Here is a 16,297-nt window from a genome sequence, read left to right on the forward strand (position 1 = left end):
AGAAATGATGAAAAAAATTATGTTGATTTCATCCATGCTGTTTTTACTGTTTGGATGTACAAAAGTTGAGGATACTTACCGCTACGACGATGCGATTCAGGAATCTTGGACGGAAATTGCTGATCAGGTATCCGGTAAAATGATCACCGGTTTTTGGAATGAAGCTGGGTATTTTAATAATGCCATCAATCAATCGGATCTCGGATTTCAATACTGGCCCAACGCACACGCGATGGACGTGGTTATTGATGCCTACTTACGAACAAAGGATGCAAAGTATAGTACCTATTTCAGTAAGTGGTTTGAGGGTGTTAAAGTGAAAAATGGCAACACCTATTACAATGTATTCTACGATGACATGGAATGGAATGCCCTCACTATGCTGCGGCTCTACGAGGCTACAAAAGAACAGCAATATCTCGATGCGGTATTGCTTTTGTGGAAAGATATCATCAAGGGCTGGAATGAACAATTTGCCGGTGGGGGACTAGCTTGGCGCAAGGATATGCTATATAGCAAAAATGCCTGTTCAAATGGACCAGCTAGTATTCTTGCAGCTAGGCTTTACAATCTAACAAAAGATGAGAACTATCTGACTTGGGCCAAAAAGATCTATGAATGGCAGAAGGCAACACTTTACAATCCCTCTTCAGGTGCTGTATATGATAATATCAACGGTGAGACTGACGCTGTCAATCAGACAACACTGACTTATAATCAAGGAACTTTTCTGGGTACCGCCGTTGAACTTTTTAAGATTACCAAAGATCAGATTTATTTGGTCGATGCGCAAAAAATAAGTTATTATACAATTACCCGATGCATTGATGGTGGAAATAATATCCTTCGCGACGAGGGTAATGGTGATGGAGCGTTGTTCAAAGGCATATTTATCCGGTATTTTGTTGATTATCTAAACCTCGAAGGGATTAACGCTGACTACCGTGCTAAATTTGAAAAGTTTTTGGTCAATAATGGCAAAATTGCCTGGACCAAGGGGACCAGCCTGCCGACCTTATTCTTTGGCTCTTCCTGGTCTCAGCCGCCGGTCGGAAATAGTGAAATTACAGCCTATGCCAGCGCTGCAATGCTGTTTGAGAGTCTGGCACGTTATCAGACGAAGGTAAAATAATAGATTATATACTAGCCATTAGGTTACCAGTCAGGTCCTGATGGCTATATTAGAATAATAGATGCTGATGAAACAAATAAATAGGATAGCGACGATAGCACTCATGACAGGTTTATGCTGTCTAACAGCTCAGGCGCAGGTTAAAAACGGTCAATTTTTTGATTATGCCCAGAAGACTTTGGATGTGATCTATGACAAATATGGAAACGCTAAAAATAAATTACTGGCCGAGAAATATCCCTTTGACGAAAATTTTAAGGCGGACTATTTGAATAATACTATACAGGCTGAACAGCAAAAAAAATACGCTTATCTCTGGCCTTTTTCTGGTAGTTTCTCAGCAGTAAATGCGTTGATGGAACTGTCAAAGGATAAAGCAACCTATCAGAAAATATTGGACCACAAGGTGCTTGTAGGACTACGTGAATATAGAGACGAACAGCGTACACCTGCTGGGTATGCGTCCTATATCAATTCAGCACCAGCATCAGATCGTTTTTATGACGATAACATCTGGCTGGGTATTGATTTTACAGATAGTTATATACAGACCAAAAAGGCTGATTATCTCAAACATGCAAAAGAGATTTGGACCTTTGTTAAGAGCGGAGAAGATAATAAACTTGGAGGGGGTATTTATTGGTGTGAGCAGAAAAAGGAATCTAAAAACACCTGTTCGAATGCACCGGCAGCAGTGTTTGCCTTAAAATTATTTGAAGCGACCAAACAAAAGGATTATCTACTTGAAGGTCGACGTTTATATGAATGGACAAAAGCGGGGCTTCAAGATCCGGAAGACAAGCTATATTGGGATAATATGCATCTTGACGGTAAGGTTAACAAGGCGAAATATTCTTATAATTCGGGTCAGATGCTGCAGGCTGCTGCATTGCTTTACCGGTTGACTAAAGAAAAGAAATACCTAGACGATGCACAGCAGCTTGCTGAAGCCTGTCTAGGCTATTTTTTTGAAATAAGAGACGGCAAAGATTTTCCAGTCTTAAAAAACAGTAATCTATGGTTCCATGCGGTAATGATGCGGGGCTTTATTAGCCTATTTGAGCAAGACGGAAATCGAAAATATGTAGCTGTCTTTGCCAAAAATCTTGATTTCGCATGGCATCAGATGCGGGATCAGGATGGGCTTTTTGATGTTGACTGGACATTGCAGAAGGCTAATAAATCAAAATGGCTTTTAGACCAATGTGCCTATGTAGAGATGTATGGGCGATTGGCAAAACTGGGATATTAGCCTTTTCAATTCGTTATATTAATAGTATGGGCTGTCCAAAGGTGAAGTGACCCCAAAAAGTTGGACAATTCTAAAATTAAGTTTTTTGTAGAAGAGCTCGGTATTGCACCGGGCTCTTTCCATTTAACCTGTTTTTTATTTCTTCTTACACCTCCCAATACTTTGCTTATCGATCCTTTTGTGTTGCCCATGTACGCAGGTAGGCAATATGTCCATCCCAGCAATAGCTTTTGGGCGAATAGAGGGAACGAGGACATAAAGGATAGGACAAACAATGAACTATCTTTTTACATCTTGCTAAAAAAGTGCTATAAACAGGTATAATAAGGTAAATATTACCTTTTCCTGAGGCTTAAATTTGGGCTAACCTAACAAAGTACCTAATCAAGCACAAATGAAAAAGATAGTATTATTTTTATCTGTGTTTCTGACTTCGCTAGTTGCACTCGGCCAACAAATTACGGGAACCGTACGTGATCTAAATGGCAAGCAATTAGCGGGGATAACCGTTAGAAACACAAGTACATCAAAAAGTACGCAAACCGATGAACAGGGAAATTTTAAGATTTCAGGTAAAACAGGTGATATTCTGGAAGCAAATTCTGTGGGTTATGAACGTACGCGCCAAGTTATTCCCAGCAGCGGAAACGTGACCTTCACCATGCCTGAGACGTTAAGTAGTTTGGACGAGGCCGTGGTGATCGGCTATCAGACAACCTCCCGAAAAAAAGCCACTGCCGCCATTTCGAGTATTTCTGGAAAAGATTTGGAAAATCTTCCTGCGGCAAGTTTCGATATACTTTTACAGGGACGTCTCGCGGGTGTCAACGTGCAGAATTTTTCCGGTGCCCCGGGGGCATCTCCGACATTGTCCGTCAGGGGTACTTCCGCTGTCAACCTAAATTATTCCAGCGATGATTATTATAAGGTCGTCAGTAATCCACTTTATGTCATTGATGGCGTACCCCAACCTACCGAGCAATTTGTATCGCCCAATACCGGGACTGGTACCAATTATCTCGCTGGCCTAAATCCCAATGATATCGAATCCGTTGATGTTCTTCGCGACGCTTCTGCAGCGGCTATCTACGGTTCAAGAGCTGCTAATGGTGTTGTGATGATTACCACAAAGAAAGGACGCAATGGAGATCCGCGTTTTATGATTTCAGGCTATTCAGGCCTCACGCAGCGGCCAGAATTGCGCGAAGTTACTTTGGGAAGGACCGAACGGCAGCAAAAACTTAATATTTTAAAAAATCAGCTCTCAGACAATGATTACAGGTATCTGCCTATACTGTTAACCGACTCGCTTAATCCAGCCTTTAACGGAAATACCGATTGGCAGGATATGTTTTACCAGAAAGGAAAGATCAATAGTGCAGATCTTTCCGTCAGTGGAGGTTCTTCCATTAGTTCCTACCGCTTCAGTGGGAATTATTACGACGAACAGGGCATCATAAAAGCAACAGGTTTCAAGCGTTATACCGGTAGGCTTAATCTGACAAGTAAAGCGATCAATGAGCGATTGACAATCAATCCAATCGTAGCCTATTCTTACAATAAACGGGCGCGTGGGACGGGGAGCGATGTTAGTCCGATCGCTTTGAGTGCCGGAAGCATGCCCACATCATTGATCAGTCTTTCTCAGGCAAAAAGAGATTTTATGTTAGGCACCTATGATGACAATCTCGACAACAATGAATCTTCTAATCTGAACGCCAACCTCAATTTGATCTTCAATATTGCGCCAGGACTGACCTTTACTTCGCAATCAGCCTATATAAAAGATATGGCCAATAGGCAGTATAATAGGCCATCCGCATTAATGAGTGGGGAAGGGAACTATTCCTCAGCATTTTCGTATGAGAGCAATCAAGTTAGGATTTCAAATTTTCTAACCTACAACAAACAGCTGGGCAAGCATTCCTTGAATCTATTGATGGGTCAAGAAGCGGAAAAAAATAAAATACAATCTGTATCAGCTTGGGGTGGTCAAGGTGTTTCCGACCAAATCCAGGTCGTTACCGGATTTTTACAAAACAATATTGGGGCCTATTCCGATCTTCAAAAATGGTCACAGCTTTCTTATCTCGGCCGGTTTTCATATGATTTTGACAGTAAATATCTATTTTCTGGAGCAATACGTGCCGATGGTTCCTCGCGATTTGGAGAAAATAACAAATGGGGATATTTTCCTTCGGCATCGGTAGGCTGGATTTTGACCGAAGAAAATTTTCTAAAAAATAATCCACATCTTACCTTATTAAAGATCAGAGGTAGTTATGGTCTTACCGGAGCTTTGCCGACCAGCAATTATCTACAATATAACTTATACAATGTCAATAACGGTGGATATCAAGGCAATTCTGGGGCAAGTTCGTATAACGGTCAGGTTGCAATCACACCAAATTTTACGAATGGTGTAGCACAAAAGAATCTAAGCTGGGAGCGGAACCGGCAATGGAATCTTGGCGTCGATCTGGAAATGTATAAAGGGCGATTTACTGCTAACATTGATGTATTTAACAAAGAAAATTACGATGGTCTCTTTGACGTAATGCTCCCTGTTACTTCCGGTTATGATTATGCCAAAACAAATTCGGTCGGCATCCGCAATAGCGGCGTGGATATTCAGCTGTCGGCAGATGTGCTATCGAGGTCATCTGCCTTAAAATGGCGTGCCAACTTAAACCTTTCTTATGTCAAGAATCGGATTATGAATCTTCCTAATGGTGGCCGTGATCTGGTAATGGATGGCGACAGGTTTGATAAATCCCATATTCTTTCAGTGGGAAGTCCAATAAATTCATTTTATCTATACCGGACACTAGGCGTATTCTCTACGCTAAATGACATCCCGGTCAATCCATATACTGGGGAACGTTACCGTAATTCAAATGGAGTGTTTAACCCAGGGGACTTTCACTTTGAAGATGTGGATGGAGATTACTTTGTTGATGTATTCAATAGTGGTCTTAACCCAGATAAAAGAGTATTGGGAGATCCGAATTTCAAATGGACTGGTGGTTGGAATAACGTTTTTACCTACAAAGACTTTTCAGTTACCCTATTTTTTACCTATGGTTTTGGACGGGATGTACTCAATCTGTTTGAAGCAGATCAATTCAGTAATTCCACTTCGGGGGATGCGGTCTCAAATTTTGTTTATTATTCGATACGGGATTTGGACAAACTTAATATTTGGCGTAATCCTGGCGACCAGGCCGAGTATGCAAAGTATGATATTGGTACCTATCGCTATTATTATACATCGGCTCAGACCTTCTTTCTGGAAAACGGATCATATGTGCGATTTAAAAATCTCATATTATCCTATAGTCTCCCTGACCGGATAACCAAGCGGTGGAATATTTCGAGGGTTAGGTTGTTTGGGACGATTGACAATGTTGCCCGATGGCAAAAATCCAAGAAACTGCCGGATGCGGAGGCTGTAAACCCTTACGGAGAATATAATGGCGGTGGATATCCTATCCCAAGAAAATACACTTTAGGGTTTGAACTAACTTTTTAAGACGATGAAAAGAATTATTTTAAATTATAAACTGGCGATTCTACTGATTGTCGTTTTTTCCCTCGGATCCTGCAAAAAGTTTTTGGTCGAGGAGCCTATCAATTCAACTTTTTCAGAAGCCTATTGGAAAAGTGCAGGTGATCTGAGGAGTGCACTGGCCGGAAACTATGCATTGGTCCGAAATGTCATGAATTCAGGGAATTGGAATCCAAGCCCACGTTATTTTATGTATGGTGATGCTATTGCCAAGAATTACTTTACGATACAATATTCTGGGGATGGCCTTGAGGGGATACAAGATGGTGATTTTACCTTCCAGTACAACCTTCAATATTTTGCGGACTGGACGAATTTCTTTAAGGCGGTTACCATGAGCAATATTATAATCAATCGCGTTCCCAAAGTGTCAGATGAACTATTGACTGATGTGACAAGTCCGACGAAATTTAAGAATGAAATATTGGGTGAAGCTTACTTTTTACGGGCATTTACATACTTTATGATGTTGCGTGTATGGGGAGACATACCATTGGTGACCGAAGAGTATGAGGATCCGATATCTGCGCCAGAATTAGCCCGAAGTTCCAAGAAAGACGTGATGGTGCAGATTGAAAAAGACGCTATTGCAGCGCGAGATCTCCTGCCGTGGCAGTATTCAGCACTCGGAAATGCCAAAGTAACGGCCAATAAAGGGGCGGTCAATGCATTGCTAGCTCATTTTTATCTATGGAAAGCCACCATGAGCGATGTCAATTCCAACCAGCCAGACGCCGATGCTGTTGAAAAGGCCGACAAGGCGATCGATGAAATTATAAGCAGTGGCATGTACTCCCTTACTGATACGGCCAATTACTATAAAACTTTCGAAGGGTTGTCGTCCGAAGGAATTTTTGAGATCAGCATGAGCGAGAATAATCGGGAAGGCACCAATCATCATATTGCCAACTTGTTTTTGCGCACTGCCCAGCTTTCTACCGTAGGCACCAATTCTAGATGCTATGTCCCACAAGATTATTTGTCAAACCATTTTTATAAGATTGAAGAGATTTGGGACTGGTATTGGAATGCATCTTTAAACCAATGGGAATGGAAATCGATGCCATCCCGCTCATTTGACGATAGTGATATTCGGTGCCGACGGAATTTTACTGACTTGGATAGCGACAAACCGACCTGTGTAAAATATCAAAAAGTATTTTACCGTAACGCAACACAGAAACTTGATCCTTATGTCAGTAACAACCTGATTGTATATAGACTGTCGGATATGCGTTTACTGAAGGCGGAGATTGCGCTATACAAAAATCAGGTATCGACGGCAATCAATATTATCAATGACTTTAGAGAACGTAACGGCGCTGACGAATCCTCATTTGTGAACGATTCTTCGACAAAAGAAGAAGTTATGTATGAGTATATCGTAGAGCGCGGAAAAGAACTTTACCTTGAGGGACAGATTTTTTATGATCTGTTGCGCACGCGACAATACAGCAATTTTGTCCCCTGGCTTTCAGAATCACGTTTCCGGCAAGAAGGATTTTATTGGCCGATCAACCCGGCTCTGTTTAAGAATAATAATAAACTGATTCAAACCTCCTTTTGGAGAGGAAAGGTATAACCCCAAAAAAGAATTATGAAAAAGATAACAGGATTGTTCGCATTGCTATTATTTTTTCTTTTCGCATGCGAGAAAGATAACTATAAGGTTGACGGCGGTAAGAGCGAAGCCCACGTCAACAAGACAACCTATGATTTTTTAAAGGATCATGGCAGCTTTGATTCATTGGTCAAAATTATAGATCGCGCCGGTATTAAAGATATCGTTAATTCAGATGTTACGTTTTTTGCGACAAGTGATTATGGTGTCAGGGAGTATGTAGCAGCAAAAAAGCAAGAAAAAATTGCAGAAGAAGGTGATGAAAATATTAAGTTTGGGATCAACAATATTCCAGTAAAAGAGCTCCGGGATTCCATGATGATCTATTTATTCGATGGAAAAATAAACCGAGATAATTTAACCCCAGACAACAAATATTTTGTAAGCAAGTTTGGAGCGATACCTAACGTAAGGTTCAATATTAAATTGCGCAGGACGCGCGATTATAACAACTATTTAGATTACGTGGACTACCTAAATTATACTAAGGTCATCGGCACGCTGGACGCTGAGGAACCGGATTACAATACCATTCCGAAGGAAGAAATTGATAAATCGTATGACTGCCAGACCTCAGGAATCATCAGCACGACAGGCATTTTGCATGTGCTCAGCAATTCACATCGTTTATTTTTTAACGCCGGAAAAATGGCTCAATAACACAGTTATGAAAGCGAATTTAAATTTTTTTTATACCCTTATTTTTGTCGTCGGATTGAGCGTTTCATGTAAGAAGATCGATAATGGTTTTTTAAGTGACGGCATCCGCTACAAGGACGATACAATTTATTGTAAACGCGGCATGTCATTGATCATGTCTGACAGGATCAATACGGACGGTTCGACGCCACCTTATCAATTTGAATTATTAAATCTGCGCAACGAATCTTCGGGTGAGCCTGCGCCGGAAGTGTTTTTTAAACAATTTGACCTTTTGACGTTTAAGCCAGGTATGGTCTTCAATGCAGAGACCGATACGACTATTGAGCTGTTAAACAAAAAAAGGGAAACGGTCAAGAAAACACCCATGGAGTTCAACACGGTAAGCGGTCAGCTGGTTTTCAATCGGACTTCGGCTAATTTACCGTTAGGCCGTTATAATTTCGATGTAAAAATGACAAATCCTAGAGGTGAAAAGTTGTTTCCCAAGCTTGCTACTATCGAGGTCGTGGAGCCAAGTATTGACGATATGTTTAAGGTGACCTATCAAGCTGCTACAGGCTCCACGGCAGGTGAGGTTTTTACCGGAATTACAGCTCCTAAGATCGAATGTAGAAAAATTTCAAACGATGGTGCACGTGTCATCCTCAAAATCGTAGACAAAAATGGAAAAGCATTTAACCCTAAAAATGGAGAGATTGTAAAAAGGGGAGATCGCCCGATGTTCGAGACACATGTAAAGTTTAATCCGGTTCAGTTTACTGACAATTCATTAATATGTGACTTTGAGGTGGCACCCTTTCCTTTAACAAATTACCTTGATAAGGGAGGGACAGATTGGGGCTTTCTTATTTATTATCGCATTCCAATGAAATATGTACAAGTAGATGGTTTACCAGCACACAATGTAAATCCAGTATTTGGCTTTCAGATTTTGATGGAAGGTACCTATGAAGTTGAAATAAAGCTTCCCGCAGTAACACGTGTCACGCAGTAAGAGAAAGATGCTGTCCGAAAAGTGAGAATTCTTTCTTTCCACTTTATGGGTAGTATCTGTAAAGGTTTGAAATATAGTTAGTAACAATAAATTATCCAATGCTATCTAAATTTTGATAATTTGTATTATGTATGGATCTTAATGGTGAAGGGTAAGGTTATAGTCGTTATATTTATGGTGCATCTAGTACGTTAAGTAACCTAATACTTACAATTATGAATACTTTGGATTTTAAAGTACCTTTTGGTCAAGGGCAGACCATAAGGGTTCAGGAGGACATCTTAGAATCTTTTTATCCCTATCTCCATCGTCATCAGGAAGCGCAGTTGATGTGGGTGGTAAAAGGAGATGGGGTGCTTATTGTGGAGGGGGAGGTTCATCCCTTTCAACAAGGTGATATCTTTTTTATTGCAGCCAATCAGGCACATGTCTTTAAATCATTGGCAACCGATTTTTCAAAGAATGAAGCCTGTTCAATTTCGATATTTTTTGATCCGTTAGGTAAGCTGCGGCAACTATGTATGTTGGGGGAATTTGATTCTTTAAAAGAATTTTTAAATCACAACACACGCGGATTTAAGGTTCCAAACAGTGAAAATGAAAGTGTTTCAGATCGAATTGTTCAATTGAAAAATTCAGATCAAATAGACAAGATGATGCATTTTTTTTATTTATTGAGGACGCTTTCAGCTATTTCAAAAGATGCTGAACCGCTTTGTTCGGATACAGACGGGAAGTTTAGAGCCCATTCATTTCATAAAAGCCGAATTTTATCGATCTGCCGCTATATCGATAGCCATTTTAAAGAAGAACTTACACTGGAAAGTATTGCTAAACGAGCCAACCTTTCGCCACAGGCATTTTGCCGGTATTTCAAAAAACATTCCGGATTGACCCTTGTTGGTTATCTCAATCAGCTTAGGATCAGTGAGGTTTGTAGTCGCCTGCACAAGGATCATTTGGATAGCGTATCCTTTATAGCGTACAATTGCGGGTTTAACAGCATTACAAATTTCAACCGTATTTTTAAACATATCATTGGTTGTACACCGAAAGAATATATGGTAAGCTACAAGCAAAAGTCTAGCGAAAAATAAGACGCAAATTACGAAAATAGTGAGTTTGTAGATCAAATAAATAAGGGTAAACGCATTACGTATTTTATGCAATGCCTGCAAAGTAATAATGCTATACAAAGAGTAGTTTTTGGCAGTATGGAAGCGTAATGGTCGGTATAGAACCATGTGTCTTTACAAATTGGTAAAACACTGTTATACTCATTGAATAGGTCAAATTCAAACAGAGCCTTTCGACTGTAAGGGCTCTGTTTGAGTTTTATTTTTTGTTAAAGTTAAAACGCCGTGCAATGCTAAATCCCCAGCGAAACTGGCCTTTACCCCAAGCGCTATTTGTTTCGCTGATAAATTGCGATTCTTGAATCGCAGTAGCATTTGTAAAATTGAGATGGAATATATGTCCTCCGGTGTCCATTTCTAGACCGACACCCAATGCATTATAATAGCGCTGACCAGTCACTTCCTCGCGATATTTTTTATTTGATGACTTCCGGAAAGGAAATATATAGTCGGCGACAACTGCTATCCGATTACTGACTTTGGCCCGACCACCAAGCCCAAGTGCAAAGAGATCATTTTGGTCATTGTAGGCAGTATAATTCCGATGGAGATAAGAAGGAACTACTGTTAGCGACAAATTGGAACTGAATTTTCGTGCGATGATCAGCTGTGTTACATAGCTGAGGCGGTCACTGAAACGGGTGAAGCTAGCCGCCGACTGCTTATCCTCAGCAGCCTCCATTCCAGAAACGGTTGTACTTCCAAAAAATGCGACGGACACAGGTACACCGTTGTCAACTGTTTGTTCGAGAAATCGGTATTTCAGGTTTCCTTCATAGAGCTGCCTGACCTCCGTTGCTCCTTTTGCCCGAGCGATCCCTATATTCAGATTATCGAGCAGGCCATAGTCAAAACCGATTCTAATGTCAGTCGAATTATCGAGCCCAAAGAAATTCTTGGCACCACCAGCACTGCCAGCGATATCGCCAAAACGGTGGTCTACCCTAAAGTCCATTTCATTGCGATGAATAGTTTCGGTTGTTTTTAGATTGATTAGGTTGCCCGATTTAAAGGTTGCTGTAACTTTTTCGTTTTTTGGATCCTCGATATGTATTAATTTATCAAGGTCTTCCTGGGCGAATGTTGTTGCCGAAGCAAAACACAGGATTATAAATAGTATATTTCTCATTTGCAACAAATTCGTATTATTATTGTTTGTATAGCGCCTCAACTTTGATTTTCACTACTTCAGCAATTTTTTTTCCAACGATAGATGGGATGGTGATTTTGTGGTCCGCGAGCCTGACCGGAAAACTTGCCGTGGCTTTTATTACCCCAGCCCTCACATTGAATATCGCTGCAGCCGTGTAGGGTTTAGTCACCCCATGAATTTGTAATGTTCCTTTCACGTTTAAGGTATAATTGCCATCTTTGATTAATTTTTCGGCACCTTCGATCTTTCCTTTAAATTCTGACAAGGGATATTTATCACTTTCCATGTAATTTTCGTTGAAATGCTCCTGCATAAGTTTTTTATCGAATTGAAACGAGGTGTTTTTTACCCGAAAGATAATATCTCCGGTTTTGATGTTCATGGCAGATGCCGCTAGCGCGCTCTTTGCTTCGATGTCTTCCAAAGGAGCACTGCTAAAGAAAGTGATACTTGTTTCTTTTGAAACCAAGGACGATGTTTCTTGTGCGAATGCCGCAATCCCCCCAAATACCATAAGGAAGAGTATGCTATAAATGCTGATCTTATTCATATTCAGAATATTAATTTTCAGGTGTATTTCGTTTAATCCAAGCGTCCAGCAATTCAATCTCTTTTGCTGTCAGCGAGCCGCCTATCGGCATGGATTTGGTAACCAATACTGCATTGTTGATTTTTGCGCTATTGTCTTTTACAGATGAATATCCGCTAAATGTCCACTTTGCACTGGCACCGCGCCCCGGGGCATGACAGGAACTGCATTTAGCTTCCAAAAGTGCTTTAGCAAAATTGTTGTAGGAGACGTTCGTTACCGTTACGGGCTCATCTCCACCATCGGGATCAGGACCGAGTTCTTGGGCCTGTTTTTTGGTGCAGGCTGTCAATACAATGGCAGCTATCGTCATTGACAACACTAAGAAAGGACGACTCGCTCGACCAGTATTTGCTGTTTCTTGTTTTTTTAACATAGGTTTAATTTGATTAGGATTGGATTAATTTGTTGGAGCGATTGCAGTATTATCGTTCAAGATAGGCCATACACCAACACGAGGAAAACTGATTCCCTTATTATCTCCCCGTTGCTGATCCTGTCCGAAATAGTATATCGGCCAGCCCTTGTATGTCAATTGTTTCTTTCCAAAAACGGAGATTACAGCGATATCCGCAGAGCCCACAAGAGAAGGTAATGAACCGGTTTCTTTTTGATAGATTGGCCAGATGGCGTCATTGCTGAAATCTGGCTCCGTATAATTGTTTTTATTGAACTTGTCCGGTTTAAAAGCATACAGTGTTCTTCCTTTGTCGTCAGTCAGATAGATTGTTTTTCCCGTTCCTTCGGTGTAATCACCTAAATAATTTTTACCGTCATGGCCGATGAGCTGCGCATTGGCAACCATAAGTAAATAATCGGGTTTTGCGACATACCAGATTTTATTTACGGCATCACCTTTTGCCTGACCAGATTGGCTGTCGCCAGCATAGTAATATAAGGGCCAGCCTTTGAAGGTACTCTGTTTGGAACCGTCTTCACGGATGATTTCACCAAGTAGGCTTTTATCGATTTTGACGTCCGTACTTGCTTCACTGCTATAGTAAACGGGCCAAGTTGCCAAACAGTTGCCGCTACATGTCGAACTTCCTTTTGTGTCATTGGAAAAGAAATAAAGTGTTTTTCCGTTTTCATCCGTTAGGATACTGCCGAATTGGCTGTTAGCGGTTATCTGTACGCCTTTGTTTTTGTTTTCAACATCTGGGCCATCACTATCGTTTTTTGAGCATGCCGAAAATAAGCTGATCATGGCTATAAAGGCTGCTGCCACCTGTTTTTTGTTTGATTTCATCATTGTGTGTTTTAAAATGTTGTCTTGTTACTACGAGCACTGCGCGTAAAAAGTTGCCTTGAGATGAGGCGAAAAAAAAATATTTTTTGCAGGCAACCTTTTGAATTATCCGTTCGTATTAGACTTAATACTATATTTATCAAAAGAAAGAAGCAATATCGAGTGGCGATACCTGAAGTTGACGAAAAATCTATCCATATTATTAAAGGATGTATCGATGGTGACCGTAGGGCCCAAAAAGATCTTTATACCCTGTATTATGCGATGGCCTTGGGGATATGTCTACGTTATTCGAATAATAGGGAGGACGCCATAGGTATATTAAATGAAGGTTTTTTTAAAGTATTTAAAAATATAAGTAAATACGATTATCAAAAACCTTTTTCTGTGTGGATCAAAAAGATCATGACAAATACAGCAATTGATTTTTATCGGGCAAAGATAAGACAGGGCATACTTGTGGATGTAGCGATGTATGAGCAAACAATCGTTTATGATGATACGATCAGCCAAAAATTAAACTATGAAGATCTATTGGCAATGGTGCATCAGCTTCCACCAGCATATAGGACGGTTTTCAACCTCTATGCCATAGATGGTTATGGACATGAGGAGATCAGTGACATGTTGGGTATTGCTATTGGGACATCAAAATCCAATCTACATAAGGCTCGCGGCCGATTGGCTGAAATGGTGAAAAATCAACGTGCAGCATGTGGTAAAACTGAGGAGAAAACATGATGGAAAAGGATAAGAATAAGATTGATGAGATTTTTAGGGACGGTCTCAGTGATGCGAAATTTGACTTTGATGAATCACATTGGCATGATATTGAATTCCGGCTAGATAAAGAGAGACAGTCGAAAAAGAAAAAGATTGTCGTATTAGCAGCATTAGCTGCTGCTATAGCGGCCGTCTTCGCGGTGTTTTTCTCCTGGAATGGTGATTTACGCTTGATAAACGAATCATCAGAAAGAACAACTGAGCCCGTTTCAGCACATAAAGAAGCAATTCCGGAAAACGAAATTGCTGATCCTTTGGACTATCCTATTGTTGATCCAAAACAGGAGGGAACACGGATTTTGTATGACCCGAAACAAGAGAAAGTGCTGAAGTTACAAACTGCAATTGAAGCAGCGTTATTGCAAAGTATACGAATCGTAGATATTGGCGATGCGAAATATACGCCGGGGCAAGTAACCAGTTTGAATACGGCTTTCTCAATTCCAAAAATGCAATATAATGTAAAAACATTGCCAAGTTTCAGCTTTAAAGCCGACCCCGTCGAAGCGACGGCTAATCGTTTGGCCTCCATTTATCAATCAAAAGGTGATGAAATAATAGCCCCATTGCAAAAAGAACGTTCGGCTATAAATTTTTTAGCAGGTCCGGATTTAACGAGTGTCAGGGGGGCAGGTAAATCTTCCCTTAGTGAAAATATCGGTTTAGCCTATTCTTACCCCTTGACCAAAGGGCTGAGTGTTTCTGTAGGAGCAACCTATGCGAAGAAGAATTATAAGTCCGCATATAAATTCTATACGCCATCAAACCCGCCAGAGCTGACCCAATTACCAAGCAGTGTAAGTGCCGTTTGTGACGTTATTGATGTGCCGCTAACAGCAAGTTATACCGTACTGAAAAGTAAAAAAGTGAAATTTAATGTCAGTGCCGGACTTTCGAGTTATTTTATGCTGAAGGAAAAATACACGTTTGATTACGAAGGGGGAGGGAGTTATGGTGGAGATAAGAAAAGTGCCGTCTATGAAGTCAATGGTGAGAATCAGCATATTTTTGGCGTTGCAGATTTTTCGATATCTATTGAAAAGAAAATCAATGACAAAATCAACGTCGGTGTGAAACCTTTTGTTAAATTACCATTGACAGGGATTGGTTATGGTAATGTAGACCTGGAGTCAAAAGGGGTAGCCTTTACGTTGGGAGTGAGCCTGTAATGTTAGCATTTCGTCATCCAACTGCTGGCGTTCAGCGTTTTTTTGATCTGACTCCGACGACATCATATTTCATTGCCAATTTCATTACCATTGCCATTGATTTTTTAGGAAAGCGCATTTTATTAAATCAAATGTGGATATTGAATTAGAACAAAGCCGATGTTGGGGGTGTTGACCTGAACCTTGTGATCAGTCTAATATTGCTAAATACAGTCTTGCTTAGTGAAAAGTAAACTGTATTTATACGCGTGTGGGGTATTTATACCTCTTCTCCGATTATTGATACCTATGTTGATATCCTTGCAGTCTGATGGCATAATGTTTGAAATTTACTCATTGTTTATAAAAAATGAATATACACATTAACACATCAACGTATGAAAAAATTAATTCAAACATTAGGACTAGGTTTCCTTATCTTAACAGTTTTCATTGGCTTTACTTCATGTAGTAAAGATGACGATCCTTCGGACAATGATCTTTTTATTGGTAAATACGAAGGTACTATCTCTTTTGATGATCTAAATGACAATGATAACGATGTATCTGCTGCAGAGGGAACAGTTACGGTGACCAAAGTAGGTAACTCCTATAATTTCGCATTTGGAAATGGTATCCCTAATCTTAACGGAGTTGATTTCGAGAAAAAAGATAATGTCTTGATCAATATCGGTTCGGCGGGGACAGGACTTATCCGAATTGATGCTGGTAAATTAACGATTGGTTATACCAAAGATGGTAAGGCATGGTCAGCCGATTGTCAGCGTAAATAATATTGGAATATAAAATAATATATCGGGTTGCCCAATCTTTTTTTGGACAACCCGTTTTTTATGAAATACTTTTTACGATCCTTTCATTTCTTTCTTTGAATATATTACAAGCCCAAGAGTGAGATGGCCACATCATAAGATTGGCTTCTCATAGTCCAAAAAGTCCGACGTTCGTCACACTTTTCCGTGTTCCTTGTAAGGAACTAATAATTATA

The 16,297-nt window shown here is 40.3% G+C and carries 14 protein-coding genes; 10 read left to right on the forward strand and 4 right to left on the reverse strand.

Annotated features, from left to right (window positions below; all coding sequences use genetic code 11):
- Positions 1-4: 4 nt before the first annotated feature.
- From B4A24_RS23105 to B4A24_RS23135, 7 genes are all read left to right on the forward strand, one after another.
- Positions 5-1,132, forward strand: a complete 1,128-nt coding sequence (locus B4A24_RS23105) for a glycoside hydrolase family 76 protein (RefSeq protein WP_293947315.1) — start codon at positions 5-7, stop codon at positions 1,130-1,132.
- A gap of 67 nt (positions 1,133-1,199) precedes the next feature.
- Complete coding sequence (locus B4A24_RS23110; RefSeq protein ID WP_293947316.1) at positions 1,200-2,384, forward strand: glycoside hydrolase family 76 protein; 1,185 nt, start codon at positions 1,200-1,202, stop codon at positions 2,382-2,384.
- Between the two features lie 394 nt (positions 2,385-2,778).
- Positions 2,779-5,916 (forward strand): SusC/RagA family TonB-linked outer membrane protein, encoded by a 3,138-nt coding sequence (locus tag B4A24_RS23115; protein ID WP_293947318.1) that lies wholly within the window; start codon positions 2,779-2,781, stop codon positions 5,914-5,916.
- A 4-nt stretch (positions 5,917-5,920) separates the two neighbouring features.
- Positions 5,921-7,534, forward strand: a complete 1,614-nt coding sequence (locus tag B4A24_RS23120) for a RagB/SusD family nutrient uptake outer membrane protein (RefSeq protein WP_293947319.1) — start codon at positions 5,921-5,923, stop codon at positions 7,532-7,534.
- Between the two features lie 15 nt (positions 7,535-7,549).
- A complete protein-coding gene (locus tag B4A24_RS23125; RefSeq protein ID WP_172392040.1) occupies positions 7,550-8,233 on the forward strand; it encodes a hypothetical protein in 684 nt (227 codons plus the stop codon).
- Positions 8,234-8,240: 7 nt separating this feature from the next.
- A complete protein-coding gene (locus B4A24_RS23130; RefSeq protein WP_293947320.1) occupies positions 8,241-9,230 on the forward strand; it encodes a DUF5007 domain-containing protein in 990 nt (329 codons plus the stop codon).
- Between the two features lie 215 nt (positions 9,231-9,445).
- On the forward strand, positions 9,446-10,327 hold the full coding sequence (locus tag B4A24_RS23135) for an AraC family transcriptional regulator (RefSeq protein ID WP_172392042.1): 882 nt from the start codon (positions 9,446-9,448) through the stop codon (positions 10,325-10,327).
- A 238-nt stretch (positions 10,328-10,565) separates the two neighbouring features.
- Here B4A24_RS23135 and B4A24_RS23140 read toward each other — a convergent pair whose 3' ends face one another.
- Genes B4A24_RS23140 through B4A24_RS23155 form a run of 4 tightly spaced genes read right to left on the reverse strand, consistent with a single transcriptional unit; the run spans position 10,566 to position 13,357 of the window.
- Positions 10,566-11,495 (reverse strand): DUF5777 family beta-barrel protein, encoded by a 930-nt coding sequence (locus B4A24_RS23140; protein WP_288811042.1) that lies wholly within the window; start codon positions 11,493-11,495, stop codon positions 10,566-10,568.
- 19 nt (positions 11,496-11,514) lie between these two features.
- Positions 11,515-12,069, reverse strand: a complete 555-nt coding sequence (locus tag B4A24_RS23145) for a YceI family protein (protein WP_288811044.1) — start codon at positions 12,067-12,069, stop codon at positions 11,515-11,517.
- Positions 12,070-12,079: 10 nt separating this feature from the next.
- Positions 12,080-12,484 carry a hypothetical protein gene (locus B4A24_RS23150; protein WP_288811046.1) on the reverse strand — a complete coding sequence of 135 codons (405 nt, stop codon included), beginning with the start codon at positions 12,482-12,484 and terminating at the stop codon, positions 12,080-12,082.
- A 24-nt stretch (positions 12,485-12,508) separates the two neighbouring features.
- On the reverse strand, positions 12,509-13,357 hold the full coding sequence (locus B4A24_RS23155) for a hypothetical protein (RefSeq protein ID WP_293947321.1): 849 nt from the start codon (positions 13,355-13,357) through the stop codon (positions 12,509-12,511).
- A gap of 63 nt (positions 13,358-13,420) precedes the next feature.
- Between B4A24_RS23155 and B4A24_RS23160 the strand changes: the two genes are divergently transcribed.
- The 3 genes from B4A24_RS23160 to B4A24_RS23170 all read left to right on the forward strand — a co-directional run bounded on the left by B4A24_RS23160 (position 13,421) and on the right by B4A24_RS23170 (position 16,082).
- The gene (locus tag B4A24_RS23160; RefSeq protein ID WP_172392045.1) at positions 13,421-14,098 is read left to right on the forward strand and encodes an RNA polymerase sigma factor; all 678 of its coding nucleotides are present in this window, start codon (positions 13,421-13,423) and stop codon (positions 14,096-14,098) included.
- Positions 14,095-15,309 carry an outer membrane beta-barrel protein gene (locus tag B4A24_RS23165; protein WP_293947322.1) on the forward strand — a complete coding sequence of 405 codons (1,215 nt, stop codon included), beginning with the start codon at positions 14,095-14,097 and terminating at the stop codon, positions 15,307-15,309. The genes B4A24_RS23160 and B4A24_RS23165 overlap by 4 nt, the downstream gene beginning before the upstream one ends.
- Before the next feature lie 377 nt (positions 15,310-15,686).
- On the forward strand, positions 15,687-16,082 hold the full coding sequence (locus B4A24_RS23170; protein ID WP_288811051.1) for a hypothetical protein: 396 nt from the start codon (positions 15,687-15,689) through the stop codon (positions 16,080-16,082).
- Positions 16,083-16,297 lie beyond the last annotated feature (215 nt).

This window comes from Sphingobacterium sp. UBA7249, from assembly GCF_002472835.1.
GTDB classification, from domain to species: Bacteria; Bacteroidota; Bacteroidia; order Sphingobacteriales; family Sphingobacteriaceae; genus Sphingobacterium; species Sphingobacterium prati.

Excerpts from the sequence above, each read along its gene's own strand:
- B4A24_RS23115 (WP_293947318.1), top strand. The coding sequence starts at position 2,779 with ATGAAAAAGATAGTATTATTTTTATCTGTGTTTCTGACTTCGCTAGTT.
- B4A24_RS23165 (WP_293947322.1), top strand. The coding sequence starts at position 14,095 with ATGATGGAAAAGGATAAGAATAAGATTGATGAGATTTTTAGGGACGGT.
- B4A24_RS23110 (WP_293947316.1), top strand. The coding sequence starts at position 1,200 with ATGAAACAAATAAATAGGATAGCGACGATAGCACTCATGACAGGTTTA.
- B4A24_RS23120 (WP_293947319.1), top strand. The coding sequence starts at position 5,921 with ATGAAAAGAATTATTTTAAATTATAAACTGGCGATTCTACTGATTGTC.
- B4A24_RS23130 (WP_293947320.1), top strand. The coding sequence starts at position 8,241 with ATGAAAGCGAATTTAAATTTTTTTTATACCCTTATTTTTGTCGTCGGA.
- B4A24_RS23160 (WP_172392045.1), top strand. The coding sequence starts at position 13,421 with ATGAGGCGAAAAAAAAATATTTTTTGCAGGCAACCTTTTGAATTATCC.
- B4A24_RS23140 (WP_288811042.1), bottom strand. The coding sequence starts at position 11,495 with ATGAGAAATATACTATTTATAATCCTGTGTTTTGCTTCGGCAACAACA.
- B4A24_RS23150 (WP_288811046.1), bottom strand. The coding sequence starts at position 12,484 with ATGTTAAAAAAACAAGAAACAGCAAATACTGGTCGAGCGAGTCGTCCT.
- B4A24_RS23145 (WP_288811044.1), bottom strand. The coding sequence starts at position 12,069 with ATGAATAAGATCAGCATTTATAGCATACTCTTCCTTATGGTATTTGGG.
- B4A24_RS23170 (WP_288811051.1), top strand. The coding sequence starts at position 15,687 with ATGAAAAAATTAATTCAAACATTAGGACTAGGTTTCCTTATCTTAACA.
- B4A24_RS23105 (WP_293947315.1), top strand. The coding sequence starts at position 5 with ATGATGAAAAAAATTATGTTGATTTCATCCATGCTGTTTTTACTGTTT.
- B4A24_RS23155 (WP_293947321.1), bottom strand. The coding sequence starts at position 13,357 with ATGAAATCAAACAAAAAACAGGTGGCAGCAGCCTTTATAGCCATGATC.
- B4A24_RS23135 (WP_172392042.1), top strand. The coding sequence starts at position 9,446 with ATGAATACTTTGGATTTTAAAGTACCTTTTGGTCAAGGGCAGACCATA.
- B4A24_RS23125 (WP_172392040.1), top strand. The coding sequence starts at position 7,550 with ATGAAAAAGATAACAGGATTGTTCGCATTGCTATTATTTTTTCTTTTC.